The organism is Crenothrix sp. (assembly GCF_043729335.1).
In the GTDB taxonomy this organism is placed as follows: Bacteria; Pseudomonadota; Gammaproteobacteria; order Methylococcales; family Methylomonadaceae; genus Crenothrix.
Map to the genome: position 1 here is coordinate 13,956 of NZ_JAYTLQ010000054.1, position 25,328 is coordinate 39,283.

General features: G+C 43.3%; 27 protein-coding genes. 16 read left to right on the forward strand and 11 right to left on the reverse strand.

The window, feature by feature from the left end; all coding sequences use genetic code 11:
* Nucleotides 1-2 precede the first annotated feature (2 nt).
* From ACHZC4_RS11825 to ACHZC4_RS11850, 6 genes are all read right to left on the reverse strand, one after another.
* Nucleotides 3-470: a TVP38/TMEM64 family protein gene (locus ACHZC4_RS11825; protein WP_394754060.1), complete on the reverse strand. Its 468-nt coding sequence runs from the start codon at nt 468-470 to the stop codon at nt 3-5.
* A gap of 27 nt (nt 471-497) precedes the next feature.
* Nucleotides 498-1,082, reverse strand: coding sequence for an HdeD family acid-resistance protein (locus ACHZC4_RS11830; RefSeq protein WP_394754061.1), 585 nt, complete (start codon nt 1,080-1,082; stop codon nt 498-500).
* 72 nt (nt 1,083-1,154) lie between these two features.
* Entirely contained in the window at nt 1,155-1,682 is a 528-nt protein-coding gene (locus ACHZC4_RS11835) for a glycine zipper family protein (RefSeq protein WP_394754062.1), read from the reverse strand.
* A gap of 11 nt (nt 1,683-1,693) precedes the next feature.
* The gene (locus ACHZC4_RS11840) at nt 1,694-2,179 is read right to left on the reverse strand and encodes a hypothetical protein (protein ID WP_394754063.1); all 486 of its coding nucleotides are present in this window, start codon (nt 2,177-2,179) and stop codon (nt 1,694-1,696) included.
* A 323-nt stretch (nt 2,180-2,502) separates the two neighbouring features.
* Nucleotides 2,503-3,453, reverse strand: coding sequence for a YfdX family protein (locus ACHZC4_RS11845; protein WP_394754064.1), 951 nt, complete (start codon nt 3,451-3,453; stop codon nt 2,503-2,505).
* Nucleotides 3,454-3,831: 378 nt separating this feature from the next.
* A complete protein-coding gene (locus tag ACHZC4_RS11850; RefSeq protein ID WP_394754065.1) occupies nt 3,832-4,845 on the reverse strand; it encodes an alpha/beta hydrolase in 1,014 nt (337 codons plus the stop codon).
* A 446-nt stretch (nt 4,846-5,291) separates the two neighbouring features.
* On the opposite strand from ACHZC4_RS11850, the gene ACHZC4_RS11855 reads away from it, so the two are divergent.
* From ACHZC4_RS11855 to trmB, 7 genes are all read left to right on the forward strand, one after another.
* Complete coding sequence (locus ACHZC4_RS11855) at nt 5,292-8,447, forward strand: DUF3427 domain-containing protein (RefSeq protein WP_394754066.1); 3,156 nt, start codon at nt 5,292-5,294, stop codon at nt 8,445-8,447.
* A gap of 304 nt (nt 8,448-8,751) precedes the next feature.
* Entirely contained in the window at nt 8,752-9,099 is a 348-nt protein-coding gene (locus ACHZC4_RS11860; RefSeq protein WP_394754067.1) for a type II toxin-antitoxin system ParD family antitoxin, read from the forward strand.
* Entirely contained in the window at nt 9,086-9,379 is a 294-nt protein-coding gene (locus tag ACHZC4_RS11865) for a type II toxin-antitoxin system RelE/ParE family toxin (protein WP_394754068.1), read from the forward strand. Before ACHZC4_RS11860 ends, ACHZC4_RS11865 begins: the two co-directional genes overlap by 14 nt.
* An 82-nt stretch (nt 9,380-9,461) precedes the next feature.
* Nucleotides 9,462-10,499, forward strand: coding sequence for an asparaginase (locus ACHZC4_RS11870; protein WP_394754069.1), 1,038 nt, complete (start codon nt 9,462-9,464; stop codon nt 10,497-10,499).
* A 138-nt stretch (nt 10,500-10,637) separates the two neighbouring features.
* A complete protein-coding gene (locus tag ACHZC4_RS11875; protein ID WP_394754070.1) occupies nt 10,638-11,708 on the forward strand; it encodes a 3-deoxy-7-phosphoheptulonate synthase in 1,071 nt (356 codons plus the stop codon).
* Nucleotides 11,705-12,682, forward strand: a complete 978-nt coding sequence (gene thiS / locus ACHZC4_RS11880; RefSeq protein ID WP_394754071.1) for a sulfur carrier protein ThiS — start codon at nt 11,705-11,707, stop codon at nt 12,680-12,682. Before ACHZC4_RS11875 ends, thiS begins: the two co-directional genes overlap by 4 nt.
* 41 nt (nt 12,683-12,723) lie before the next feature.
* Complete coding sequence (trmB, locus tag ACHZC4_RS11885; protein WP_394754072.1) at nt 12,724-13,413, forward strand: tRNA (guanosine(46)-N7)-methyltransferase TrmB; 690 nt, start codon at nt 12,724-12,726, stop codon at nt 13,411-13,413.
* 32 nt (nt 13,414-13,445) lie between these two features.
* Here trmB and ACHZC4_RS11890 read toward each other — a convergent pair whose 3' ends face one another.
* The 4 genes from ACHZC4_RS11890 to ACHZC4_RS11905 form a co-directional block, all read right to left on the reverse strand.
* Complete coding sequence (locus ACHZC4_RS11890) at nt 13,446-15,380, reverse strand: dynamin family protein (protein ID WP_394754073.1); 1,935 nt, start codon at nt 15,378-15,380, stop codon at nt 13,446-13,448.
* A 147-nt stretch (nt 15,381-15,527) separates the two neighbouring features.
* Nucleotides 15,528-16,163: an orotate phosphoribosyltransferase gene (gene pyrE, locus ACHZC4_RS11895; protein WP_394754074.1), complete on the reverse strand. Its 636-nt coding sequence runs from the start codon at nt 16,161-16,163 to the stop codon at nt 15,528-15,530.
* 33 nt (nt 16,164-16,196) lie between these two features.
* Nucleotides 16,197-17,330 (reverse strand): radical SAM family heme chaperone HemW, encoded by a 1,134-nt coding sequence (hemW, locus tag ACHZC4_RS11900; protein WP_394754075.1) that lies wholly within the window; start codon nt 17,328-17,330, stop codon nt 16,197-16,199.
* Between the two features lie 95 nt (nt 17,331-17,425).
* The gene (locus ACHZC4_RS11905) at nt 17,426-17,596 is read right to left on the reverse strand and encodes a hypothetical protein (protein WP_394754076.1); all 171 of its coding nucleotides are present in this window, start codon (nt 17,594-17,596) and stop codon (nt 17,426-17,428) included.
* Here ACHZC4_RS11905 and ACHZC4_RS11910 point away from each other — a divergent pair.
* A complete protein-coding gene (locus ACHZC4_RS11910; protein WP_394754077.1) occupies nt 17,595-18,263 on the forward strand; it encodes a response regulator in 669 nt (222 codons plus the stop codon). The two genes, ACHZC4_RS11905 and ACHZC4_RS11910, sit on opposite strands and share 2 nt — an antisense overlap.
* Nucleotides 18,260-19,885 carry an ATP-binding protein gene (locus tag ACHZC4_RS11915; protein WP_394754078.1) on the forward strand — a complete coding sequence of 542 codons (1,626 nt, stop codon included), beginning with the start codon at nt 18,260-18,262 and terminating at the stop codon, nt 19,883-19,885. Before ACHZC4_RS11910 ends, ACHZC4_RS11915 begins: the two co-directional genes overlap by 4 nt.
* A 177-nt stretch (nt 19,886-20,062) precedes the next feature.
* On the opposite strand, the gene ACHZC4_RS11920 is transcribed toward ACHZC4_RS11915, so the two are convergent.
* Nucleotides 20,063-20,935 (reverse strand): fumarylacetoacetate hydrolase family protein, encoded by an 873-nt coding sequence (locus tag ACHZC4_RS11920; protein ID WP_394754079.1) that lies wholly within the window; start codon nt 20,933-20,935, stop codon nt 20,063-20,065.
* Nucleotides 20,936-21,034: 99 nt separating this feature from the next.
* Between ACHZC4_RS11920 and rpe the strand changes: the two genes are divergently transcribed.
* From rpe to ACHZC4_RS11955, 7 genes are all read left to right on the forward strand, one after another.
* Entirely contained in the window at nt 21,035-21,706 is a 672-nt protein-coding gene (gene rpe / locus ACHZC4_RS11925) for a ribulose-phosphate 3-epimerase (RefSeq protein ID WP_394754080.1), read from the forward strand.
* A gap of 76 nt (nt 21,707-21,782) precedes the next feature.
* Nucleotides 21,783-22,262, forward strand: a complete 480-nt coding sequence (locus ACHZC4_RS11930; RefSeq protein WP_394754081.1) for a Uma2 family endonuclease — start codon at nt 21,783-21,785, stop codon at nt 22,260-22,262.
* 21 nt (nt 22,263-22,283) lie between these two features.
* Nucleotides 22,284-22,691, forward strand: a complete 408-nt coding sequence (locus tag ACHZC4_RS11935; RefSeq protein WP_394754082.1) for a hypothetical protein — start codon at nt 22,284-22,286, stop codon at nt 22,689-22,691.
* A 56-nt stretch (nt 22,692-22,747) separates the two neighbouring features.
* On the forward strand, nt 22,748-22,951 hold the full coding sequence (locus tag ACHZC4_RS11940; RefSeq protein ID WP_394754083.1) for a type II toxin-antitoxin system HicB family antitoxin: 204 nt from the start codon (nt 22,748-22,750) through the stop codon (nt 22,949-22,951).
* A complete protein-coding gene (locus tag ACHZC4_RS11945) occupies nt 22,948-23,154 on the forward strand; it encodes a type II toxin-antitoxin system HicA family toxin (RefSeq protein ID WP_394754084.1) in 207 nt (68 codons plus the stop codon). Before ACHZC4_RS11940 ends, ACHZC4_RS11945 begins: the two co-directional genes overlap by 4 nt.
* Nucleotides 23,155-23,228: 74 nt before the next feature.
* The gene (trpE, locus tag ACHZC4_RS11950; RefSeq protein ID WP_394754085.1) at nt 23,229-24,740 is read left to right on the forward strand and encodes an anthranilate synthase component I; all 1,512 of its coding nucleotides are present in this window, start codon (nt 23,229-23,231) and stop codon (nt 24,738-24,740) included.
* Entirely contained in the window at nt 24,737-25,327 is a 591-nt protein-coding gene (locus ACHZC4_RS11955; protein WP_394754086.1) for an anthranilate synthase component II, read from the forward strand. The genes trpE and ACHZC4_RS11955 overlap by 4 nt, the downstream gene beginning before the upstream one ends.
* Nucleotide 25,328 lies beyond the last annotated feature (1 nt).

Genomic DNA, 25,328 nt, shown 5'->3' on the forward strand with positions numbered 1-25,328 from the left:
TTTTAATCATCTTCATGTTTTTCTCCAAAATTCAATGCAAAAGGCAGCGGCGTTAAACGCAGTAAAAACATTAGTTTTAAGGCATTATCGCCACTGATGAGCTTATCTAATATCGCAAGTTTCTGGTATTTGGCTGTAAAGGCCAACACTCTGTCGCGCAACCAATAGCGTCCAAGAAAAAATATTATTATCGCCGACAAGTACGTAGCGACAATAACAGCCAGCTCGCCAACCACAATTGAAAACAATAATCCCGCAGCAAAGCACAACACATCAATGGAGACAAAAAGCGGTGATAGCCCCACAAATAAGACTACAAAGCCAAGTGGCGCAAAAAAACCCAACTCTGCAAGCCAAACTTCCAAATCAGGAAGATAAACTTTAAATTCGTGTCCAACCCATAAAACCACCACGGCAAAAACTAACGCGATTAATAATTTTTCTACAAGGCTTAAGTTTTGTAATGCCATGATGGATTTATCCTTAAAAATAAAGCCTTACACTGGATCGCTTTTATGGCTGAGACTCATTTTAACAATCGACCATCCCAAAATGATCATATTAATGCCCACAAATAGGCCTAACAGCCAATGTGCAGTTTCAGACCAGAACGCCAAGATAATAAAGGCAAACAGCAATGCGGTTACGCCGCTAAAAAGTACAAAATTCCAATTCGGCAAAGGCCGCAGCATGAAGGCCCAATAAATTTTAATAGCGCCTTCAAGGGCAAAAAATAAAGTCATCATCATGGTAATGGTCATTACCCCGGCAATAGGGTCAACAATGAGCAAATAACCGACAATAATTTGTAAAATACCCAACACTAACCATAAACCAAACCCTGGCATTTCCGAGAAAAACAAAGCCCGACCGACGTGAATTGCCCCTCCCATAACAAGAATCCAGCCTAAGAAAAGTACGCTAACTACGCTAAAAAATTGCGGAATGACCACAGCAGCAATACCAAGAACAATAAAAATACTGCCTTCCAGTAAAAATAATCGCCAATGTTTTTGCATATACTCTTGCATTTTTTGTTGTACATTTGCCAGTTCAGTTGCTATATCGTCTGCGTTTTTCATGACTTGTTTCCTTTTGTAATAATGATAAAAAAGAACTTAACACGGCTAAGGCTTGTCGTTATTGTGGATAAATCACGGATGCTGACTGGGCGGAGGCGGCGGTGTACCTGGCGGTGGAGGTGGAATATTAGAGGTGGGTGCTACCGAGGGCTGGCTGGTTGCGCCTGAGAACTGCCCTGATACTGGAACTTGATGGCCTTTGGAATACATACACTGAATATAGGCGATATCAAAACGTTGCTGCAAATCGTATATGGAATCGCTAGCCATACCTGTGCCCACTAAACTACCACCCACCAAACCGGTACCGGCTCCAATCGCAGCACCACTGCCGCCGCCTATCGCAGCACCCGCTGCTGCACCTAGTCCCGTACCAATAACCGCGCTGGTAACTCCACTAGTGGTGGCCGCTTGATTAGGCGTTTTACCGCCCACCTGAAACGTCGCGAATTGCTGACAGATAACATCGTCGTTGCGGAATCGATCAAAAGACATGCCACTGCCAGGTAGTACCATAACACTAGGCCCCGTGGGTAAGCTAACACAACCGGTTATTATTACTGCAAAGGCGACTGAAACTATTTTGGGTGAATATGACATACTTTAACTCCTTAACGAGGTACGGATGGTCTGGGCTCAACTTGCTGCCAACTGGTTAAGCATTCTTTGATATAAGGATAATAACCTTCTGGATTGCTACAGTAATACCAGTAACCCGCTTGATAGTTTTGAGCAACAGGTCGGGATTGCTGGATATAAACCGGAGGAGTTTCCGGCACTGTTATTACCGTAGAGGGATAACCATAATAACCGCCATATCTACCATAGCCTCCGTAGCCTCCATACGGGTAAAACCCGCCATAACTGCCTAGACCATAGCCCAGCCCAAAACCATAAAAACCACGGCCAAAGCCCCCGCCATGATGATGGCCGCCAAAGTGTCCGCCTCCGAAGTGCCCTCCCCCGCCGCCATGTCCACCGCCTCCAAAGTGCCCTCCCCCGCCACCATGCCCACCGCCCCCTCTGGCCCATGCCGAGTTACTGGCTACGCTTGCTATCAAGATGGCAATCAAACCAGCCCTTGAAATCTTTCTCATTTTAAACTCCATCCCGCGCACTCGCGAGAATGTTAATTTACTGCGATCTTCATTACCTTTTTGTATGCGCTCATCCCCCCTTTTAAAAGGGGAATGCTTACCAGACCGTCAAAGACGATTGCAGTTCCAAGCCATATCATTATCTAACTTATCAACGCAGCCGCCAAATATAGCCCGTAAAGTAATAAGCATATTTATACTGCACACCTCCCACCGCAGACTGGGCAAAGTCGAAGTCTGCGGTATTTCGTGTCCGCTTCCAATCCGTTCAGTGAACCCTGGATGCAGTGGGAAGTATGTATTGCAAGCTGCCTGACCACACTTTATTTAGCGGGATGACCTGCCCTGATCGCCGCTTCGCCAAGCGCCTTTAATCTATCTTTAAATTCTGAAAATTTATCCTTAATTTTTTGCCATGCAGCGGCGGATTGATCAGAGAATAACTCTTTATCAATACCATTAATCCCATCATAAAGCACCTTGTAATCTTTTTTATCACCGTAGCCAAGCAGTTGAGCCAACTCCAATTTGTCTTTGGCGGCATCGGTTAATGCTCTAATTTCCTTGCGGTTTTGTTCTTTTGACAAGTCATCCCTGTGTTCCAGCTCAGCCGCTAAAGTCAGTAACTCTTCAGCGCGAAGTACCGGCAATGGCATAATTTCAGTGGTGACATCCAAAGTATCCAACACATTGTCTAAATCAACAACAGCTTGGTCTATTTTTCCAGATTCAATCAATGTGATGGCTTGTTTAATGGCCGCAGGAAATGTCCCTAAAGGAATACTCGTTGTGCTGATACGAATTTCACTCGCCAGACCCGCTACAATCTGTCTAGCACCTTGCAGTTTTCCATGTCTGAGTAAGCTATCAGCATCATCAATGGCTTGGGCAACCGTTTTTTTATTACCTTTAAAATCGAAAACATCCGCTTCAATATTGGCTGGCACTAAAGCCAAACCGGGGTTTTTGGCTAAAAGGCCATCTAACTTACTGGAAACACCTTGTAAAATTGTTATAGCGCCTTTTGAGTCCTTATTTTCCAACGCTACTATTGCTTTTTGTGTGTCAGATTCTATCTCGACGGCCTCACCCACAATGGGCTGCACTTTTTCTTTAAGAATTTTATGTTTTGTTGCCGCTGTTATTCTGTCGCTACCCGCTACAGGAAGCGCTTGATGAATTTCAGTTTTTGCAACACTGTTACCAACCCAAACAAAAGTAGATGCCCTACTTATTAAAACGCAGAGGGTCAGCTTTTTAATAGTGTTTTTCATGATTTTTCTCCGGCTGATTAAGTTATTTTTTACCCGCCAGTACCTATTAATAAAGTATTGCACTGGGCTCATCAATAGACTCAGCTTATATCGTGCCAACACATGAAAAATAAAAAAAATAATAATAAAATCAATCAGTAAAGAATAAAATAGCCTACCAAAACAACTGAGTATAAACAATATTGGTTGAAATAAACCACATTAAAATGGTGGATTTAAATCAGTGGTTTATTCAACTCATCTTGTCGAAGTGTTCGTGCTCAGTAAACATAACAGCGCACTACCCTAAATTACAGAAAATCACGGCCTCTCATGCGGGACAGCGCTGAACCAATGAAGATAAAATCAACACTTTGTTGTCGATTTTGGGGGCGCTTGTTACTTACTTGCTTGTTGCCAAGTAATAAGCGGTTTAAGCAGTTGCTGCTTTGCTTTATCATCCGCACCGGAAGGAAGTTTACCTGTGCCGTTTGCGCTAATCCAGGCGGCAATGTCTTGCCATAAGGTATAAGCGTGCAGATCACGTAACAATAAATGATACCCCTCAGGATAAAAGCCCACCGTTTTCTCATCTGTTCCGCTGGCGAAAAACCGTTGTAAAAAGGCATAAATAGCTACTTTAGGGATAATGTCGTCCCTGTCTCCATAAAGCAGTAATATCTTGCCTTGAAGCAATCTCGCATTATTGAAAGCGGCATCCATTAGATTTGTTAACCCGTATAAAGCATCCATTCGCGTTTTTCTGAGCACCAGTGGATCATTATCCAATTCGCGCAATACTTCACGATTATCCGTTAGCTTTACCTTAACACTTTGGCCGCTTAAAGTCAGCCAAGGCGCTGCGTGCGCCAAAATCCACAGCATGCTTGTTTGATACCATGGCATGATTTCTCTTGGCCATAATGCAGGGGCGGCTAAAATAATCCCATCAACAAACGGCATATCAACATCTCTGGTAGCTGCGATAACGATGGCGCCGCCCATGCTTTCGCCGAGTAAATACACTGGGATTTTTGGATAACGCTGCTTTATTAAGCTAACAAAATTTTGTAAATCGGTGGCATAAACTTGTCTTCCTGCCCACAAACCCCTTTGCGGTGCGCCGCCAAATCCGCGCTGATCATAAGCAAAGCTCGCGATACCTTGCTTGCAAAAATATTCCGCCGGTTGCTTAAAAAAATAACTGTAATCGTTAAAACCATGCACAGCAATAATGACTGCTCGCGGTGGACTTGTATGGGGTAACCAGCGATGCAAGGGAAGTTGCAGGCCATCATCGGTAAGAAAGTATTGATCGTGTAATTCTGGCGCGTGTTTTTTCATACTAGCCGGATAATTTCCTGGCTTGCAGCCAACCAATAAAATAAATAATAGTGTGAGCAGTGTTCTCATGCTTATAGACTCCCTCGTATAAACACATTGGCAGCAAATTGATTATGCAAAGTCCGACTTCAGGTTGATTTTAATTTTGGATTAAAGTTTAACTTAAAAATAAAACCAATAATATAGTCTGCGTGGGTGGTGGACTTAGGAGAAATCAGACATATATTTAAAGACAACAGAAGTAAGCCGAAGGCTGTTTTTTACAGAAGGCAGCATGAGTACTAGGATTGTATGCGGAGTTGAATCCACCTGATTCTGGACAGGTGTAATTCAAAAAATAGCGTGTCCTTTGTATCTTAAAACCCCATTTTTTGCCGTTATAGCTGAAGGCTTGGTACGGAAAGCTTATGAAATGGTATCATTGCTAGGATCTTTGCGTGTTATTACGATTGATGTTAAATCGTAGATAATTAAATTCCAATATTTATAAGCACCCCACCCATATAATCATTTTGATGCCTAAGTTATCCAAGGGGCTATATGATCGTCTTATTTATAATCACGAGTTGACGGAAATAGATCAGTTGATTCTTGAAGGTAAAGCGATTGCGAAACAACCTACTTCAGCCGAAAACAGAGAATATTTATTAGCTGAATTAATGGATAGATTACCTGAGTTATTGGATGAAATATCATATTCACAAGCTAACAGCCCAGATAAAGCGAATGCGGAACTCCAGCTTATTTCGACTTTGCTAAAAAACGCAAGGCTTACGACAAAATCGGAAATTGAAACTGGTTATATCGCAGCCCCACCACGAATATTACGCTCTATTCACGAACCGAATATGCCAGGAATTTTTCCGGTTACTGGCTTAAGGACACCCTGGTTATTTAGTTCTTCACGCAACGAACCCTCTCTGTTACATGAACTCATTGCCGAATTACAAGCTGTTGATACCGTCGATATTCTGGTCAGTTTTATTACATGGAGTGGCGTAAGAAAAATAATCGATGTATTAAAGCAAGCTACTGCGATTGATGCAGATGGAAATTCACGTACAAAATTTCGCATATTAACAACTACTTATATTGGCGCAACTGATGCTAAAGCGGTGAACGCTTTGGCTGAGCTTCCTAATGTTGAAGTAAGAATATCATTGGATGGGAGACGCACGCGTTTACACGCTAAGGCTTGGATTTTTAATCGAAATAGCGGTTTCGGCACGGCATTTATTGGAAGTGCCAATTTATCTGAATCGGCGCTGATTAGTGGCATTGAATGGACGGTTAAATTAACACAAATCTCAAATGAGCCTATTTTCAAAAATGCTCAAGCCCATTTTGAAACACTTTGGAACGATGGTGAATTTCTACACTATGATCCCAATAATCAAGACCACCGCACTGCTTTAGAAAAAGCTTTGCGTGAAGAATCGAGACACGGAAGTACTAGCCATAACAGCTCTGAACTTATTGCAATTCAGACTTGGTTTGATTTAAGCCCCAAACCCTATCAACAAGAAATGCTTGATCGATTAGCCGCTGAAAGAGTGCATCAGCGTTTCCGCAATTTGGTTGTGGCTGCAACAGGAACCGGTAAAACAGTTGTTGCTGCTTTTGATTATAAACGTCTGGCAAAAGAACAAGGCGGACAGCCACGATTGTTATTTGTTGCCCATAGAATTCAAATTTTAAAGCAAGCTATTAATACGTTTCGTCATGTATTGCGTGATTCAAATTTTGGTGAATTATTAGATGGTAATAATGAAGCCAGCCAGCATGACCATTTATTTGCAACTATTAACACCGTTCATAACCGTGACTTAGTTAGTCAACATGGTGCGAAATTCTGGAATATGGTCATCATTGATGAAGCACATCATTCCCCGGCCAGTTCTTTTGACAAATTCATTACTTCAGTTAACCCAGCCATTCTTTTGGGGTTAACTGCAACTCCAGAGCGGGCAGATGGTAAAAGTTTAAATCAATACTTTGATGCAAGGCCTGATGGCTCACCTGCCGTAACGTTAAGGCTATGGGATGCTTTAGATCAAGAATTGTTGGCACCTTTTGAGTATTATGCAACGCATGACACGGTTGACTTAACGAGCATTAAATGGAAACAAATAAATGTTGATACCCAGTTAGATAATATTATTTCAGCCAGTAATATTCGCGCCCATTCTGCACTTCAAGCTATTGAAACTTACGTCAGTAATTTACAAAGGCTCAGGGCGATTGGATTTTGCATTAGCGTCCGTCACGCGGAATTTATGGCTGAATACTTTAATTCTCGCAGCATACCTTCAAAATCAATTACTGGACAACATAATCAGACAGAACGGGACCATGCGATAAAGGAACTAACGCAAGGAAAATTAAAAGTAATTTTTACCTGTGATCTGTTCAATGAAGGCGTCGATATTCCAGAAATAAACACTTTGCTATTACTTCGTCCTACGCAAAGTCCAGTGGTATTTCAACAGCAAATTGGCCGAGGTTTACGACTTTCCCCAGATAAAGATAGCTGTTTAGTCCTGGATTTTATAGGTACCTATTCACAAGACTTCCGTTTTGATGTGTTATTGAGATCTTTAACGGGACAAAGTAGGGTTGCAATTAAAGACTCTGTTGATAAAGGCTTTGGATTATTGCCGACGGGTTGTCATATTCAATTTGATAGAGTGGCTCGGGAGCGTATTTTAGAGAGTCTTAAATTTGCACTTAATTTAAATGTAAAAAGACTCACTGCTGAATTAATTGCTTGGGCTAATAGCAAAGATAAAACACAAATAAAGCTCAAAGATTTTTTGATTGAGAATGAAATTGAAATTTCTGATATTTACACGGCTAAACATTATTGGGGTGAATATAAACGATTAGCACAGATTCCAGCCCTTAGCAAAGGCCCAAGAGACGATGAGCTTTCTCGCAGGTTTGAAAGTATATTGTATATCGATGATGTCGAAATGTTGAAGGCCTGGCAACAAGGCTTAACACATAAAACAATTAATGAAACCAGGGTTCAGGTTCTTGCGTATAAAATTATAGCAAACTCGTCTGAATTAATTAATCCAGTGCAATTCATATCTTTAATGTATGCGCATCCTGCCATTAAAGAAGAATTGCTTGAAGTCATTGATTGGCAATTAGAACAAGCAATCTTGCCCTATTCACAACTTCAAGGCACACCATCCAACTGGTTGCTTTCTCTTCATAATCGTTACTCAAGATCCGATATCATCACAGCAATTGGTTATGCAAATGCCGCAAAACGTCCAGCCTTTAGAGAAGGTTGTTTACCAATCGCAGAACATAAAATAGAACTAATGCTTGTAACTTTGGACAAAACCGAAGGTTTTGCCGAACGTGTTCAATACCATGACTATGCTATTAGCCCTAATTTATTTCATTGGCAAACACAAAATGCTGCTAGTGAAACCAATAAAATAGGACAGCGCTACTTAGACAGTATTCCAGGATCAAACAGAAACAATTGGCGCTTTTACTTGTTCGTTCGTGAAAATAAATACTCTGCTTATGCTGCACTTGGAGAAGCTTTACTCATCAAAGCTGAAAGACAGCGTCCTATTTCAATTACATGGGAACTAAAAAACGCAATGCCTATTGAATTATTTAGGCATTTTTCGATATTGAGAACAGCCTGATAACAAATATATTTGTCTAAACTAATGAATCCTAATCGTTAAATAAAGCACACAAAAATGATCAAAAACATCCTAACCGTATTCACCGGCGGCACCATAGGCTCAACCGCCACCGAAGGCACCCTAAAAACCAACGCAACCACAGCCTACCAACTCATTCAACTGTAGCAAAAACATTCCCCCCATCACCGTTCTCGAAATAAGATTTTTTCACAAACAATATGGTTTTTAATACTAAGCGAATTTGAAGGTTATCGCGCCCGCCCTTAAATAAGCAGAATGATTTTCATAGCAAATACAAAGATTGACAAACTATGTATTTTTAGCAATTATGGAAATTGGAGGACTAAACTTTATGCACATTTCACTTACACCAGAACTTGAAGGCATCATTAAGGAAAAGGTTGCATCCGGTCTTTACAACAATGCTAGCGAAGTTGTACGGGAAGCGTTGCGGTTTATGAGGACAAATGAGGAGCTGATTGACCAGATGAAGCTGAATAACTTACGGGCGAAACTGGCTGAGGGCGAAGGAGATCTGGAAGCAGGGCGCTATACGGAATTAGAGCAAGAAAATATGAGTGCCTTTTTTCAGACTATAAAAACTCAGGCACAGGCCAAAGCAGGAAAATCAGTGAATGTTAAAGATTAGACTTGCTCATGCGGCAGAGAATGATCTTGAAGCAATCTGGACTTATTCTCTGGCTGAATGGAGTGAAGGACAAGCCGATAAATATGTTGGGCTGATTGAACAGGGATTTTATGATTTGCTCGAGAATCCCTATCTTGGAAAAGCCCGACCCGATGTTAAAACACACTACAGGGCGCTACAGGTGCAAAAACATCTGATTTTTTACCGCGTAGGTGAGAAATATATAGACATTATAGGGATTCCACACATACGCATGGATGCAAAGCAATATCATTTTTGATTGTCAGTTTCAGGATAAAGAAACACAAGGCGATTCACCTGCTCAGCAGTAGACTTCCTAATCGTTAGACAGCCACCCCACCATGACCAAACAAATATTAATCGTATTCACTGGCGGCACCATAGGCTCCACCGCCACCGAAGGCACCATAAACACCAATCCAGCCACAGCCTACAAACTCATCCAGCTGTTCCAGCAACATTACCCAAACCATCAGCACATCAGCTTTACCAGTATCCAACCCCTGCAACTGTTAAGCGAAAACCTTGCTCCGCCCGCCTGGACAACCCTGATCACCGCCATAGAATCAGCACATCCCGAAAACTACGACGGCATCATCATCACCCACGGCACAGATACCTTAAGCTTTACCGCTTGCGCGTTAAGCTATTATTTCTATGCACTCAAAAAACCCATACTACTGGTAGCCAGCAATTACCCACTGGACAACCCCAAAGCCAAAGGTCTGGAAAATTTTATCTGTGCCGTAGAGTTTATATTGCAGATTAATGAGCCCGGCGTTTTTGTACCCTATCGCAATCCCCATCAAATCATGCACATCCACAGAGGCACACATCTGGCTGCATCTTTACAATTAAGCGGCGATTTCATCAGCGTTCAGAACAAACATCACCTGACTTTCGATAATGGCCAATTCTCAGAACCAAACCCAATAACAGATACGCCTATTAAAGCCGTGCTGCTAAAGCCGGTTTTTTCCGACAACATTTTACTCATAAAACCCTATCCAGGACTTAATTACACTCATCTGTGCTTAAACAACGTTGTCGCCGTCCTGCATGACTTGTACCATTCCGGCACAGCCTGCGCTACCCAACAATGGGGCAATGATTATTCGCTATCTGAATTCATCAAACGCTGCGCTAAGCAAGGCATACCTGTCTATATGGCTCCGGCTATTAAAAATGAAAACGCCTATCAAAGTACCCGTGCTTTACTTGATCTTGGCGCAACCATGTTGTGGAACATGTCACTGGAAGCTGCGTATGTGAAGCTATCTCTAGCTTACGGTAACTTTACCGATGTTACAAAGATAGCCGAATTTCTGTCTAAAAACATTGCATCGGAACTTATTAATAGTGCAGATTCCCCCGATTAGCAACGTCATTCCCTATCTGAATGCCCTACTCCCCCTAAATAAGCTTGGTGAAAACTAACCAACAAAAGGCAAAAACAGTTAAAATGGGCAGATTAACCACATAATTCTGCAACAAAATTACGGGGTGGTAACCCTTACATGCACACAAAATATAAAACTGACGACCTTAGAATCTGTGAAATCCGCGAAGTCATTGCACCTGTTCAAGTTCATGATGAATTGCCGATTAGCGATAAAGCGGCGCAAACCACTTTGGAAGCGCGTCAAGCCGTACACAAAATTCTTGTGGGTGAAGATGACCGACTTTTAGTGGTGGTAGGCCCCTGCTCTATCCATTGCACCCAAGCCGCCAAAGAGTACGCACAATTGTTAAAGCAGGCCAAAGATGATCTGGCCGACGACTTGCTTATTATCATGCGGGTGTATTTTGAAAAACCACGGACTACCGTAGGTTGGAAAGGTTTAATTAACGACCCTGATATTGATTCAAGCTTTAACATCAACAAAGGTTTGCGCGTCGCCAGACAACTATTACAAGATGTCAATGAAATGGGCATGCCCGCCGCAACCGAATACCTGGACTTAATTACCCCACAATATATTTCTGATTTAATCGCCTGGGGCGCTATCGGTGCCAGAACGACAGAAAGCCAAGGCCACCGCGAATTAGCTTCGGGCGTGTCTTGTCCAATTGGTTTTAAAAATTCTACCGACGGCACGGTAAAAATTGCCATTGATGCCATCGGCTCGGCGATGAGTCCACATCATTTTCTATCGCTGACCAAAGCGGGCCATTCAGCCATTTTTTCCACCACTGGCAATCAAGATGTGCACATTATTTTACGCGGTGGTAATGATGGCCCCAATTACGATGCAGTCAACGTAGAAAAGGTAGGGGAGAGCTTAACTAAAGCCAGCTTAAGACCCAACATTATGATTGATTTTAGCCATGCTAACAGCCTTAAACAATGTCATAGGCAGCTTATTGTCGGCGAAGATGTGGCTGAACAAATTGCCGGTGGCGATACACGCATTATGGGCGCAATGATTGAGAGCCATCTTAAATCAGGTAGCCAAAAAGTGATAGAAGGCCAACCGCTAACGTATGGCCAAAGCATTACCGATGCCTGTTTAAGCTGGGAAGATACGTTGCCGCTGTTACAGACATTATCTACGGCAGTCCAGCGCCGTCGGAGTTTTATACCATGAAAATTTATATCAATGGTGAAGCGCATGAGTTAACCGGTACTAAATCAGTGGCCGATATTGTTGCCGCACAAGGTTTAACTGGCAAAAAAATAGCGGTCGAATTAAACCTTGAAATATTGCCATTTCAACAATACAGCACGCAACAATTAGTCGACGGTGATCGATTGGAAATTGTTCATGCTATTGGCGGCGGACAAAATGATTCGTTTGTCATTGCGGGAAAAGCTTATCAGTCACGCTTACTGGTCGGTACAGGCAAATACAAAGACATGGAAGAAACCCGTTTGGCCATTGAAGCCAGCGGCGCACAAATTGTCACGGTTGCCATACGCCGTACCAACATTGGCCAAAATCCAGGCGAACCTAATTTGCTGGATGTTATTTCACCGGACAAATATACCATTTTGCCTAATACCGCAGGCTGCTATACCGCTGAAGATGCCCTCAGAACCTGTCGATTAGGCAGAGAATTGCTCGGTGGCCATAAACTGGTAAAACTGGAAGTGTTAGCTGATCAAAAAACTTTATTTCCGGATGTGGAGCAAACTTTTATTGCCGCCAAAATGCTGGTTAAAGAAGGCTTTGACGTTATGGTCTATACCAACGATGATCCGATTGCGGCAAAAAAACTGGAAGAAATCGGCTGCATCGCTGTTATGCCGCTGGCCGCACCCATTGGATCAGGACTGGGGATACGCAATCCGTATAATATTTTAACCATCGTTGAAAATGCTAGCGTACCTATTTTGGTCGATGCCGGTGTCGGCACGGCTTCTGATGCTGCGATGGCAATGGAACTGGGCTGTGCAGGAGTGTTGATGAATACCGCTATCGCCGCCGCGCAAAACCCAATACTGATGGCTTCTGCTATGAGAAAAGGTATTGAAGCGGGCCGTGAAGCCTTTCTGGCCGGACGTATGCCCAAACGACGCTTTGCTTCTGCCTCATCGCCTCTCGACGGTTTGTTTTTTTAATACACCCCTATTCCAACGATTACTGTGAAGCGTTACGTCCCATGAACTCTACCGCCCCAACTTTTACGCAAAAAATCCGAAGTTTTATGCCCAGACAAGGCCGTATAACGGCTGGCCAAGAATTTGCCTTGGAAAATTATTGGCATGAATATGGTCTTGATACCCAGTTAAAATACAATTTTGCGGAAGTTTTTGGTCGTGATGCGCCTTTAATCGTAGAAATAGGCTTTGGCAATGGTGAAAGCTTAGCTGAAATGGCCGCTGCTAACCCTGATAAAAACTATATTGGCATCGAGGTTCATCGGCCGGGTGTAGGCCATTTATTGATGAAAATTAAACAGGAAAATATTACCAACCTCAGAATCTATAATCACGATGCCATAGATATTTTGGAAAACCACATTGCTGATGAGAGCGTAACTGGCGTGCATTTGTTTTTTCCGGATCCTTGGCCGAAAAAAAGACACTATAAAAGACGTATCGTGCGTACTAGCTTTATTGAACTGCTGCTTAAAAAACTTAAACCCAGCGGTTATTTTCATGCCGCTACCGACTGGGAAAACTACGCCGAACACATACTTGAGATGTTGTCTAACGAGCAAGCTCTAAAAAACAGGAGCGCCACACACAATTACTGTGAACGTCCCGATTATAGGCCGCTTACGAAGTTTGAACAACGAGGACTGAGTTTAGGACACGGTGTGTGGGATTTGATTTTTACTAAACTGTAACGCTGCTCATCACAGCGTTACTGGGTTTATGTTTACGACTTGACTGTGCTATCTAATTGCATTGCCCTAATCATCATAGCCAGCTCATCACGTTGCCTTCTGAGCGGTTCTATTTCCGCTTCAAGCAATGCGATCTTTTCTGCTACCGAGCCTTTTGAATCATTGATTTTTCTCAGCAACTGCATGCGGCTTTCAATTTGCTTTTTATGATCTTTAATTTGGTGCATTAACGGCGTTAGTACACCGTTGCTCCAGGCAATAGAATCAGCATGGGCTTGACGAAGTACATTTCTCGCCTTGGCAATCAAGGTACTGTAAAGTTTGTGTATCACCAAACTTTGTTCGGTCATTGTGGTTTTTGCGCTCAATCGAAACGCTTCGCCTTCTGAAAATATCTGTTCCAACTCAACTTGATAAGGTTTTATTGAAAATAACGGCGGCTCAATCTCTTTAAAGCCGTATTCGTCTTTAAATTTTTTGTGTATAGCTTTAACCAAACGCCGTGTCTCGTTAGTGATATCGATAGAATCCTGTAACAAATCACGTAAATCATCAAATAACTTACGCATGTTTTGTTTCATGCCAAACGTCGTCAAACTTTTAGACATGTCACTACGGGTACCTCTAATGACCGGATCGATTTTTTCTTTCGAAAATGAGTCAATTAACATCTTGGCTTGCACAGAGAACACGCGACGGCTGGCCTGAAAGTTCTCAATATTTGCCATATACAGCTGCTGTCTATCACGGGTTTCAGCCATCAATTTGGCAGTCATATCGTGATTTTCAAAATCGATTTTTTTAAATTCTTCAAGCTGCTTAGCTGCATTGGTCATTGCCAAATCAGTAATGCTTGATGATTCATTCACTAAAAAACCGATATCTCGCGTCAATGAACCCATTAATATCGAGCGCCGCTGTAATAAAATATCGTTAGCCAGGTATTTTTCCAGCCCCTCTAAACGACTTTTTTCCAGCAATGCGTTATCGCCTTTCACTTTACCTAATAGCGCCTGTTTAGCCGAGACCGGGAAAATAGCACTTTCATCAAGCTTTAGCGTAGCCGCTGCGGTTTTAATTTGCGAATTGATGGCATCCTGGTAACCTCGATCACCGGCAAGATCATCCCACATAGCATCAATTTTATTCATGACGACAGCAAGACCTTGCTTATTACCACCACGGGTAATGCACACATGGTTCATCCACATATCCATATCACTTTTGGTGACACCGGTATCGGCAGCCAGCACAAACACAATAGCCTGTGCACTGGGCAACATGTTTAAGGTCAGCTCAGGTTCAGTCCCCAAGGCATTTAAGCCTGGCGTGTCTAAAATACATAAACCTTGCTGTAATAAAGGATGAGGAAAACTGATTAAGGCATGGCGCCAACAGGGAATTTCCACTTTTTCCGGATTGACAACACCTTGTTCTGCGGCCAATCTTTCATTCCACAAACCCAGTTTGTCGGCAACTTGCCGATCAACCATTTTTGTAGCACACAATTCTTTAAAAGCTTCTTGCATTTGCCCTGGCGAATTACTGTCCAGCTTAAACTGCGTCCATCTTTGCGGTTGCTGCTTCAATTCTGCCAGCGAAATATCTTCAAGCCGACTTTCTATATTCAGCAAGCGAATATAACTGCCGCCCTCTTCATCGTAAAACAGCTCTGTCGGCGACATGGTCGTGCGACCTGCCGTAGATGGCAGTAACCGAACGCCTGTTTCAGCAAAAAACAGCGAGTTAATTAATTCGGTTTTACCGCGTGAAAATTCCGCGACAAAAGCCAAAGTAATACGATCAGTTTGCAGATTACTAATTGCATTTAGAATCGTATTAGTGCTGTGCGGATCATTCATTCCATAACGAATGCGCCATTGATGATACATTTCTATAGCCTGCACCACTTTGGCACGCCAGAGCGCATACTCGTGCATTTGATCTTTAAATTCCAGATTCCTCATGGCAAGCCTTTTATTGCTAACACAATTCTATAATGTAAGTCGAACTAGTTAATTAGATAGTTGTTTCTCGTTAATTGTAGCCTATATCTCAGTAACTGTTAGCTTAAGATGTTTTTATTTTTAAAATTTGAAAAATTAAATTTAATTCTAAATTCCATAACGATGTTGATACGCTAATATCTCATCAACTGGGTAGCTAGGATTAAGTTTAGTGTATTCTATAATATCTGCCAGCGTAATGATTGAAACCACTGGCATCTGAAATAGCATGCTGACTTCCTGAATGGCAGAAACGTCATTATTGCCTTTTTCCTGCCTGTCCAATGCAATTAAAACCCCGACTGGCGTGGCTCCTGCGTTTTTTATGATATCCACAGACTCTTTAACGGATGTGCCGGCAGTAATCACGTCATCTAAAATAAGCACACGCCCTTGCAAAGCAGAACCGACTAAAGCCCCCCCTTCGCCGTGATCTTTAGCTTCTTTGCGATTGAACACAAAAGGAATATCTTTAGACGTTAAGTGACTGTAGGCAATGGACGTCGCACACACCAAAGGAATGCCTTTGTAGGCTGGCCCATACAAAATATCCGGATTAATATCGGATTGCACCAGCGCTTGGGCGTAAAACTGCCCAAGTTTTGCCAATTTCATCCCAGTATCAAATAAACCGGTGTTAAAAAAATAAGGACTGGTTCGACCCGATTTAAGCTGAAATTGGCCAAATTTAAGTACACCACAATCAAGTGCGTAGGCAATGAAATTTTTTTGATAATCGAGCATAGTTAATGTGTCTGTTGATTCTGGGCAGGTTTATTAAGGCATGAATTTTTCTAGGATATTATCCAGAAAATTCCAGCCTTTTGCGGAGCAATAATAGTGATCATTTTGTTTAATAAGCAAATTTTCTTGAACACATTCAGTTAAAGCCGGCTCCAATGTCTCTATATTAAGCCCTGTAGCGGATTGATAGGCTGCCAAATTAAAGCCTTGTCGTAAGCGCAGGCGGTTCATAACAAATTCTAAAGGCACATCATGGAGGGCAATTACTTTAGCTTCAGCAGGTTTAAAGGATGCCGCCAAATAGTGCGCCGGACTTTTCGGTTTAACGGTGCGCACAATTTGGTTGGGTAACCTTTGCGTTATCTTGCCATGCGCTCCAGCACCAATACCTAAATAATCTCCAAATTGCCAATAATTGACATTATGTTGGCTTTGTTTTCCAAAACGGCTATAGGCTGAGATTTCATATTGCTGGTACTGTTGTGCCGCCAATAACGCTTGGCAACGCTGTTGAATATCATAAACCAAGTCATCATGAGGCAAAGACGGGGGAAAACGGTAAAAATAAGTATTCGGCTCCAGCGTCATCTGGTAAAAAGAAATATGTGTAGGCGCAAGGTTAATGGCCGTTGTCATATCGCTGATACTGGTTTCCAGAGTAGCGCCGGGTACGGCGTACATTAAGTCTAGATTGAAATTATCAAATCCCGCCTGATGGGCAATACCTGCGGCTTTAATGGCTTCTATTCCAGAATGCACGCGTCCTAAATTAGCCAGCAGATCATCATTAAATGATTGCACGCCTATCGATAAGCGATTTATTCCGATAGCCCTAAACTCTTTAAACTTATCACTCTCGAAAGTACCCGGATTGGCTTCCAGGGTAATTTCTATATCGTCCGCTAACGTTAACTGTTGTTTGATACCACGCAGTAACCGATCCAGAGCCTCAGGTGAGAACAAACTAGGAGTTCCTCCCCCCATAAAAATGCTGCTAATCGGTCGTTGCACTGCATAGCGATTAATATCTACCGCCAAATCTTCTAGTAATTTATTGATGTATTCCGCTTCTGGTATAGCCGACTTCACGGCATGTGAATTAAAATCACAATAAGGGCATTTTTTTATGCACCAAGGAAAATGGACATACAAACTAAGTGGCAACAAGATTATCTAAAATGTTTAGTTAAAAGTCCTTTCAGTTTATCATTAGACTGACTGTGAAAAAGGTAATTTTCCACATTTAAATTTTTTAATTTATGCTATGGGCATCCAATGCAATGAATGCTCTGCACTAAAAATGACAGATTATCTTTAATTTGAAGGGTAGAAATAAAATCTGTTTTTTGCCCTGCATTATTTACGATTTTTCCTGCTTTTCGTGGACAATAACTCACATCACTCACTAACAACCCAATAAATTCAAAGCTCATGAGACTACTGCTTGTTGAAGATGACGAAATACTGGGCGATGGCCTGGTTGCTGGTTTAAAAATGGAAGGTTACGCCGTAGATTGGCTAACCAATGGCAAACTGGCTGACGAAGCCCTGAAAATTAACAGCTATGAGCTGATTGTGCTTGACCTTAATCTGCCTGACATGGACGGCATGGATATTTTACGTGCGTTGCGAGCCCGTAAAGACGAAACACCCGTCATGGTACTCACCGCCAAAGATACCGTGCCCGACCGCGTACTGGGGCTTGATAGCGGCGCGGATGATTTTGTCATCAAACCCTTTGAGCTGGATGAAGTTTGCGCGCGATTACGTGCACTGGCACGCCGTAATGAAGGCCGCAGCGTGCCCCATATTGAGCACAAAGGCGTTATTTTGGAGCCAGCCTCCCACCAAATCACCTATATGGGCGAAAAAGTAGAGCTATCGCAAAAAGAATTCGAAATACTGAGTTTTTTAATGAGCAACATAGGCCGCGTGGTATCTCGCGCAAGATTGGAGGAAAGCCTGTATTCGTGGAATTCCGATATAGAAAGCAATACCGTTGAAGTCCACATCCATTATTTACGCAAAAAACTGGATGCTGCTCTGATTCGTACCGTCAGAGGCGTAGGCTATATTATTGATAGCGATGACGACGCATGAACTATTCACTCAGGCAACGCCTGCTGATTAGCTTACTTTCTGCGTCCATGCTGATCTGGGGCATTACCGCCTATATCAGCTATAAAACCACGCGCAGCGAAGTGGGTGAATTATTTGATGCCGAGCTCGCGCAATCGGGCAAAGTGTTGCTGGCATTCTTGGAAACCTTACCCAAAGATGAGCCATTAGAAGAAAATTGGAAACAAAATCAAGCCGAAGCACTCAATCGCTATTTTCCAAAAAAATTTCCTTATCAGCTTGATAATGAAAATCAGGATTTATTTTTAGACGAAGAAAATGATCCCCGATTTCATCTGCACAATTTCAATGAAATCGATACCAGTGATCCTTTATCACATGCCTTTGACGAACTGCTACAAGCCAAAGATTTTGACCGTAAATACAAATACGAACGTAAAATTGTTTTTCAATTGTGGAGTGAAGATGGCCGCTTACTACGGCATTCCAAAAACGCGCCAGAACAGCCCTTTGCCAAAGGCACAGAAGGCCTGAGTAAAACCACGATTGATGGGGATTTATGGCACGTTTTTAGCTTAGCTAATACCAGCGGCGAATATATTATTCAGGTTGGGCAAAAACAAGCCATTCGTACCGAGTTAACGGAAGAAATTTCATCCCAGTTGGTCACGCAATTTTTATATGGCATGCCATTTTTAGGTGTGGTCATCTGGTTAATTGTCGGTCATGCGTTAAGGCCATTTAACCGCCTGGAAAAGCAACTGGCCAAACGCGAAGCCAGTTACCTTAAGCCTTTGTCAACACAAAAACTCCCCAGCGAAATAGTGCCCGTTGTTAATGAAATGAATAATCTGTTTGTACAACTGGAAGAAGCCTTGGAACATGAGCGGCAATTTACCGCCGATGCGTCTCACGAGCTAAGAACGCCTTTGGCGGGATTATTGACCCAAGCGCAAGTGGCCTTAAGAACTAACGATGAAACCGTACGCACCCAAGCCTTGGAACGGATAAAGCAAGGCGTTAACCGCATGACCTACATGGTGCAACAGTTACTGACTTTTTCACGGATTGAATCCTCCAGCTCGGCATTTTTGGCTAAGACGACGTTGTGTTTGCACGATGAAATCATTCAGGTGATTACCGAGCTTGAACCTCATGCCCATAAAAAACGCTTACAACTAGAAGTCGTTGCCGATGAGCATAAGCCATCAATAATCGCCAATGGTCAACTTATCAATATTCTGGTCAAAAATATTATTGATAACGCCATTAAATATACCCCTAATAAAGGCACTGTTATGGTGACTCTGACCCACAATAACAGCCATCTGACCTTTTGTGTGGAAGACTCCGGCCCAGGAATAGCACCGGATCAGTACGAACTCTCGTTAAAACGCTTCCACCGCTGTGTTGAAACTGCCGGTACGGCACAAGGCACCGGACTGGGGTTTTCTATTGTGCAACGCATAGCCAGTATTCATGGCGCAACACTTACACTAGGAAAATCCGAGCTAGGTGGCCTTAAAGTAACTGTATTATTTTCTCTGCCTAAAAAACTCAATGAGTTAACATTACAAAGTAAATTAAGTTTTTTCAGCCGTAAAAAATCTGACACGCTATTAAAACCGCCGTTTACACAATAGTTTTTTATGAGGTACTTCGTCGCGGAAAGGCACGAAAGAAAAAGTGTACGATTCTAAAAGAGTCATGGATAAAAACAAAATATCCGTTATGGTCAGTTTCATCTGCGCTCTATGTTTTTTCGTACCTTTCTATCGTTTCAAGAATCCATCTTTAGTTTTAGTGGGTAATGAATAACCTCAGAAAATAACCATATCATCCGGCTCATCAACCACCGAATTACTTAACGTGCCAATCCCCTCAATTTCAATCCTAACTGTCTGCCCAACCTTTAAATAGCCACGCGGCTGCATTTTTACCCCAACCCCACTCGGTGTACCCGTAGTAATCACATCCCCAGGCTCCAAGGTCATGGCTTGCGACAAATACGCCACCATCTCGTAACAATTAAAAATCATGTGCTGGGTGTTAGAATTTTGCCGTAGCTCATCATCCACCCAGGTTTTAAGATTCAGGTTATGCGGATCGGTGATTTCATCGCTGGTCACCAACCAAGGACCGAGCGGGCCGCAAGTATCAAACGACTTACCAAGCATCATGGTCGGCGAACGTGCCTGAAAATCCCGTACCGACACATCGTTGGCCACGGTAAAACCGGCAATTACTTGGTGCGCTATATCTACCGGCACATGACGACAACGTTTGCCGATGACAAACGCCAGTTCACCTTCATAATCCAGCTTATCAGATACTTTGGGCATGTGGATAGCATCACCATCCCCGATCACACAAGTACTTTGTTTGGTAAAAAAGCTCGGATATTCCGGTTTGTCTTTGCCGGTCTCGGCAATATGGTCGGCATAATTCAACGCAACCGCCAAATACTTGCCAGGTCTTGCTACAGGTGCTGCCAATTTAACCTCGGATAATAAAAATTGGGGCTGTGCAGACTCAACCAGCCGTCGCATACGCTCCATAGCACTATCACCTGCTGCCAAAAAATCGATCATAGTGGCCGGGATTTTCGGATCATCTTGGCTATCAACCACGCTATCGCCACACACAGCCCCGACTCGCGCTAGGCCATTATGGATAAATGTCACCAGTTTCATTGTTAGTTTCCTGTTTGATTCTCAATGGCGTTATTGTATAGAAGAGCGCAAGGCAAAAAAAAGATATAATGGCTTATTTATACCGCTAAGGAGAATAAGATGAACGAAAACTGGATTGCCCCTTCCATACTTTCTGCAAATTTTGCCAAATTGGGCGAAGAAGTGGACAACGTGTTGGCGGCTGGCGCTGACATTGTGCATTTTGATGTCATGGACAACCATTTTGTGCCTAATTTAACGATTGGGCCTTTGGTGTGTGAAGCGCTGAGAAAACACGGCGTTACCGCGCCTATCGATGTGCATTTAATGGTAGAACCTGTTGATCGCATTGTGCCGGATTTCGCTAAAGCCGGTGCCAGCATTATCACCTTCCATCCTGAGGGTTCTGTGCATATCGATAGAACCTTACAATTAATCAAAGATAACGGCTGCAAGGCTGGCTTGGTTTTTAATCCCGGTACGCCGTTAAACCATCTGGATTATGTCATGGACAAGATTGACATGATTTTGTTGATGTCGGTTAACCCTGGTTTTGGTGGCCAGTCGTTTATTAATTCTGCGCTGGACAAATTGCGTGAAGTGCGTAAACGTATTGATGACAGCGGTTTTAATATCCGTCTGGAAATTGATGGCGGCGTTAATGCGTCTAATATCCGTGCGATAAAAGCCGCAGGGGCCGATACCTTTGTGGCGGGTTCTGCTATTTTTGGCAAGCCGGATTACAAAAAGATTATTGATGAGCTGCGTGCAGAAATGGCGTTGGCGGTTTAGTATCTTGCAATAGGTAGGGTGGTTTCGCGCAAGCAAACCACCCAGCTTTTTGAATGAAACTTGATTAGGATAGCGTATGAATTGGGCAAGTTTGTGTAAAAACCCTGATTTAGCCAATTTACCCTATAAAATTCAAACTGATAAATGGGGCAATATTGTCATGAGTCCGGCGACTAACACGCACGGTATTTATCAGGCAAAAATTATTGCCTTGTTAAGCCGATTGATGACTACTGGCACAGTGATCAGCGAGTGCTCGGTACAAACCAGTGAAGGCACAAAAGTAGCCGATGTGGCCTGGGCTTCCAAGCCGTTTATGCTGGCTAACAAGAGTTCGACACCGTTTGTGGAAGCGCCGGAAATTTGCGTGGAGATTTTATCGCCGTCAAATACCAAGGCGGAGATGACTGAAAAAAAGGAATTGTATTTTGCCAGAGGCTGTCAGGAGTTTTGGTTGTGTGGTTCAGATGGCACTGTGCAGTTTTTCAAAAACACCGGTGAATTAGCGCACAGTTTTATCTTTGCGGAGTTTCCAACTGTTGTTGAAATGTATTAATTATCACTTGGGGACGGCGCTATGATTTTTTTTAAAAGTGTCAGTTTAGCGTTATTGATTGCAATGTCTACCGGTACTTTTTCCACGGTGGCACTGGCTGAAGTTGATGAAGGTCGTATAGCTTACGGCCCTGTTGAGGCTTTAGAGTTAATTATCTACAAAATAAAACTTGCTGTCGTAGCCATTGATAAGGGTTCTACCTGTGAAGAAGTTGCCACTTTAATTTTAGAAGCATTACATGCCAGCAAAGAAATTAATGCAAGTGACTTAGTTGATAAAGATCGCATGCAAGCGAATACAGTATTAAAGGTGGCTAAAAAACACGCTAAACAGTGTCGTTTAGTCGTTGCTAAAAATGAACTGGTTCAGGTAGTAAAAATGTTTGAAGCCATGAAAATACGTGATTTGAAGTTACAAGTTATTCAGTAGCTTAAATAAGACGCTCAACCAATGAGTGTTTCTGCATAAAGAGAGAATCCAGCGACATGAAAATAAAAGTTATCGTACATCCTGCAGAAGAAGGCGGCTTTTGGGCAGAAGTGCCCGCCATACAAGGCTGTGCTAGCCAAGGCGACACGATGGAAGAGTTGATGATTAACTTACATGAAGCAGTCGAGGCCTGTCTTTCTGTCGATTTGGAACACGTTGAAATTTCCGAAAATGATCAGGTAGTGGAATTGGCCGTGTGAAATCGGTTTCTGGAAAATATTTTGCAAGTCTTTTAGAAAGCCAAGGCTGGTATTTGGTTCGGATAAAGGGCAGCCATCATGTTTATATGAAGCCTGAAAACCCGTCGCGTATTTCAATACCCATACATGGAAGTCAAGATTTAAAACTTGGTCTACTTAAGCATTTTATGAAAATCGCCGACATATCAGAAAATGATTTGTAATGTCAGCCAGTAGAAAAGTTGGATATTTTTCGTTTATTAAATCCAGTTATTGCCATAATTATTAAAATAACACCATGACCCCAGAACAATTCAACCAATACGCCGAACAAGGCTATAACCGCATCCCGATTAGCCGAGAAGTATTGGCAGACTTGGATACGCCGCTCAGCGCGTACTTAAAGCTCGCCGATGGCGCGTATTCCTATTTGTTTGAATCTGTCCACGGCGGCGAACAATGGGGACGTTATTCAATTATCGGTTTGCCGTGCAAAACCTTGATAAAAATCACCGGCAACACCATCCGCGTGGAGCAAGATGGCGAGCTGCTGGAAACGCTGACTCACGACAATCCACTGGTTTGGATAGAAGCATTCAAGTCCCGCTACAACGTACCGGATATAGAAGAACTGCCACGCTTTAACGGCGGCTTGGTCGGTTATTTTGGCTATGAAACCATTGCCTACATCGAACCGCGCCTGCGTGCCACCGATAAGCCTGATCAACTGGGTTGTCCTGATATATTGCTGATGGTGTCGGAAGAAATCCTGGTGTTCGACAACCTGTCCGGCAAAATGCTGTTGCTTACCCATGCCAATCCCGCACAAGATAAGGCTTATTGTAACGCCATAGACCGCTTAAACAAGCTGGCCAAACAACTGCGTGAACTGAAAGCCGAACCCACCAAACACAGCAATCCGGTACACGTTCAAGAATCCGATTTTATCTCCGGTTTTACCGAACAGGGCTTTAAAGATGCCGTGCTCAAAGCCAAGGACTACATCACCGATGGCGACATTATGCAGGTGGTGTTATCCCAGCGCATGACCATACCCTACACCGCCGCGCCGCTTAACCTTTACCGCGCATTGCGTTGCCTGAACCCATCGCCGTACATGTTCTATCTCAATCTGGATGATTTCCATATCGTCGGCTCATCGCCAGAAATTCTGGTTCGGTTGGAAGACAACCAAGTCACCGTGCGCCCAATAGCCGGTACACGGCGACGCGGCACCACGCCCGAACACGATATGGAACTGGAACAAGATTTGTTGGCTGATCCCAAAGAGCTCGCCGAACATTTAATGCTGATCGACTTAGGCCGCAACGATACCGGTCGGGTGGCGGAAATCGGTACGGTGCAGTTGACCGACAAGATGATTGTCGAGCGTTATTCGCATGTCATGCACATCGTGTCCAATGTGACGGGCCAATTGCAGGCAGGCAAGAATGCTTTTGATGTGTTGGCGGCGACGTTTCCGGCTGGAACCGTCAGCGGTGCGCCTAAAATACGCGCCATGGAAATCATCAACGAACTGGAGCCGGTCAAGCGCGGCATTTATTCCGGCGCGGTGGGTTATATCGCCTGGTCGGGCAATCTGGACACCGCGATTGCCATCCGCACCGCCGTCATTAAAGATGGCCTTTTACACATACAAGCGGGGGCGGGTATCGTCTACGACTCTATTCCACAAAGCGAATGGGATGAAACCATGAACAAAGGCCGTGCCATTTTCCGTGCCGTTACTATGGCGGAAGCCGGTATTGATGGCGACCAGCACTGCGAACAACAAGGAGGTCTGCTATGAGCGCGGTTAAAGTGGTGATGATTGACAACTATGATTCGTTCACCTACAACCTGGTGCAATATTTTGGTGAATTGGGCGCGGATGTCACCGTGGTGCGTAATGACCAAATTACTGTGGATGAGATAGCGGCGCTGTCACCGGATAAAATCGTCATTTCACCAGGACCTTGTACACCGAAAGAGGCCGGTGTATCGGTTGAAACCATCACAAAGTTTGCTGGGATCTACCCGATTTTGGGCGTGTGTTTGGGGCATCAAAGCATTGGCTATGCGTTCGGCGGCAATATCATTCATGCCAAAAGCATCATGCACGGCAAGACCTCGCAGGTGTATCATAAAAATTTGGGTGTGTTTAAGGGCTTGAATAATCCATTTACCGCCACGCGCTATCATTCTTTGGTTATAGAACAAGCCAGTTTACCGGATTGTCTGGAAGTGACGGCGTGGACACTGGATGACAATGGCAGCATGGATGAGATCATGGGAGTGCGCCATAAAACCCTGGATATTGAGGGAGTGCAGTTTCATCCTGAATCGATATTGACTGAGCATGGGCATGATTTGCTTAGGAATTTTTTGGTAAGGTGAG

Bases quoted from the DNA above. Each gene is read 5' to 3' on its own strand.
- ACHZC4_RS11930 (WP_394754081.1), top strand. From the start codon at position 21,783: ATGAATTGGGCAAGTTTGTGTAAAAACCCTGATTTAGCCAATTTACCC.
- ACHZC4_RS11855 (WP_394754066.1), top strand. From the start codon at position 5,292: ATGCCTAAGTTATCCAAGGGGCTATATGATCGTCTTATTTATAATCAC.
- thiS (WP_394754071.1), top strand. From the start codon at position 11,705: ATGAAAATTTATATCAATGGTGAAGCGCATGAGTTAACCGGTACTAAA.
- rpe (WP_394754080.1), top strand. From the start codon at position 21,035: ATGAACGAAAACTGGATTGCCCCTTCCATACTTTCTGCAAATTTTGCC.
- ACHZC4_RS11825 (WP_394754060.1), bottom strand. From the start codon at position 470: ATGGCATTACAAAACTTAAGCCTTGTAGAAAAATTATTAATCGCGTTA.
- ACHZC4_RS11890 (WP_394754073.1), bottom strand. From the start codon at position 15,380: ATGAGGAATCTGGAATTTAAAGATCAAATGCACGAGTATGCGCTCTGG.
- ACHZC4_RS11875 (WP_394754070.1), top strand. From the start codon at position 10,638: ATGCACACAAAATATAAAACTGACGACCTTAGAATCTGTGAAATCCGC.
- trmB (WP_394754072.1), top strand. From the start codon at position 12,724: ATGAACTCTACCGCCCCAACTTTTACGCAAAAAATCCGAAGTTTTATG.
- ACHZC4_RS11940 (WP_394754083.1), top strand. From the start codon at position 22,748: ATGAAAATAAAAGTTATCGTACATCCTGCAGAAGAAGGCGGCTTTTGG.
- ACHZC4_RS11910 (WP_394754077.1), top strand. From the start codon at position 17,595: ATGAGACTACTGCTTGTTGAAGATGACGAAATACTGGGCGATGGCCTG.
- ACHZC4_RS11870 (WP_394754069.1), top strand. From the start codon at position 9,462: ATGACCAAACAAATATTAATCGTATTCACTGGCGGCACCATAGGCTCC.
- ACHZC4_RS11905 (WP_394754076.1), bottom strand. From the start codon at position 17,596: ATGAGCTTTGAATTTATTGGGTTGTTAGTGAGTGATGTGAGTTATTGT.
- pyrE (WP_394754074.1), bottom strand. From the start codon at position 16,163: ATGCTCGATTATCAAAAAAATTTCATTGCCTACGCACTTGATTGTGGT.
- ACHZC4_RS11865 (WP_394754068.1), top strand. From the start codon at position 9,086: ATGTTAAAGATTAGACTTGCTCATGCGGCAGAGAATGATCTTGAAGCA.
- ACHZC4_RS11955 (WP_394754086.1), top strand. From the start codon at position 24,737: ATGAGCGCGGTTAAAGTGGTGATGATTGACAACTATGATTCGTTCACC.
- trpE (WP_394754085.1), top strand. From the start codon at position 23,229: ATGACCCCAGAACAATTCAACCAATACGCCGAACAAGGCTATAACCGC.
- ACHZC4_RS11920 (WP_394754079.1), bottom strand. From the start codon at position 20,935: ATGAAACTGGTGACATTTATCCATAATGGCCTAGCGCGAGTCGGGGCT.
- ACHZC4_RS11845 (WP_394754064.1), bottom strand. From the start codon at position 3,453: ATGAAAAACACTATTAAAAAGCTGACCCTCTGCGTTTTAATAAGTAGG.
- ACHZC4_RS11840 (WP_394754063.1), bottom strand. From the start codon at position 2,179: ATGAGAAAGATTTCAAGGGCTGGTTTGATTGCCATCTTGATAGCAAGC.
- ACHZC4_RS11830 (WP_394754061.1), bottom strand. From the start codon at position 1,082: ATGAAAAACGCAGACGATATAGCAACTGAACTGGCAAATGTACAACAA.
- ACHZC4_RS11935 (WP_394754082.1), top strand. From the start codon at position 22,284: ATGATTTTTTTTAAAAGTGTCAGTTTAGCGTTATTGATTGCAATGTCT.
- ACHZC4_RS11850 (WP_394754065.1), bottom strand. From the start codon at position 4,845: ATGAGAACACTGCTCACACTATTATTTATTTTATTGGTTGGCTGCAAG.
- ACHZC4_RS11915 (WP_394754078.1), top strand. From the start codon at position 18,260: ATGAACTATTCACTCAGGCAACGCCTGCTGATTAGCTTACTTTCTGCG.
- ACHZC4_RS11835 (WP_394754062.1), bottom strand. From the start codon at position 1,682: ATGTCATATTCACCCAAAATAGTTTCAGTCGCCTTTGCAGTAATAATA.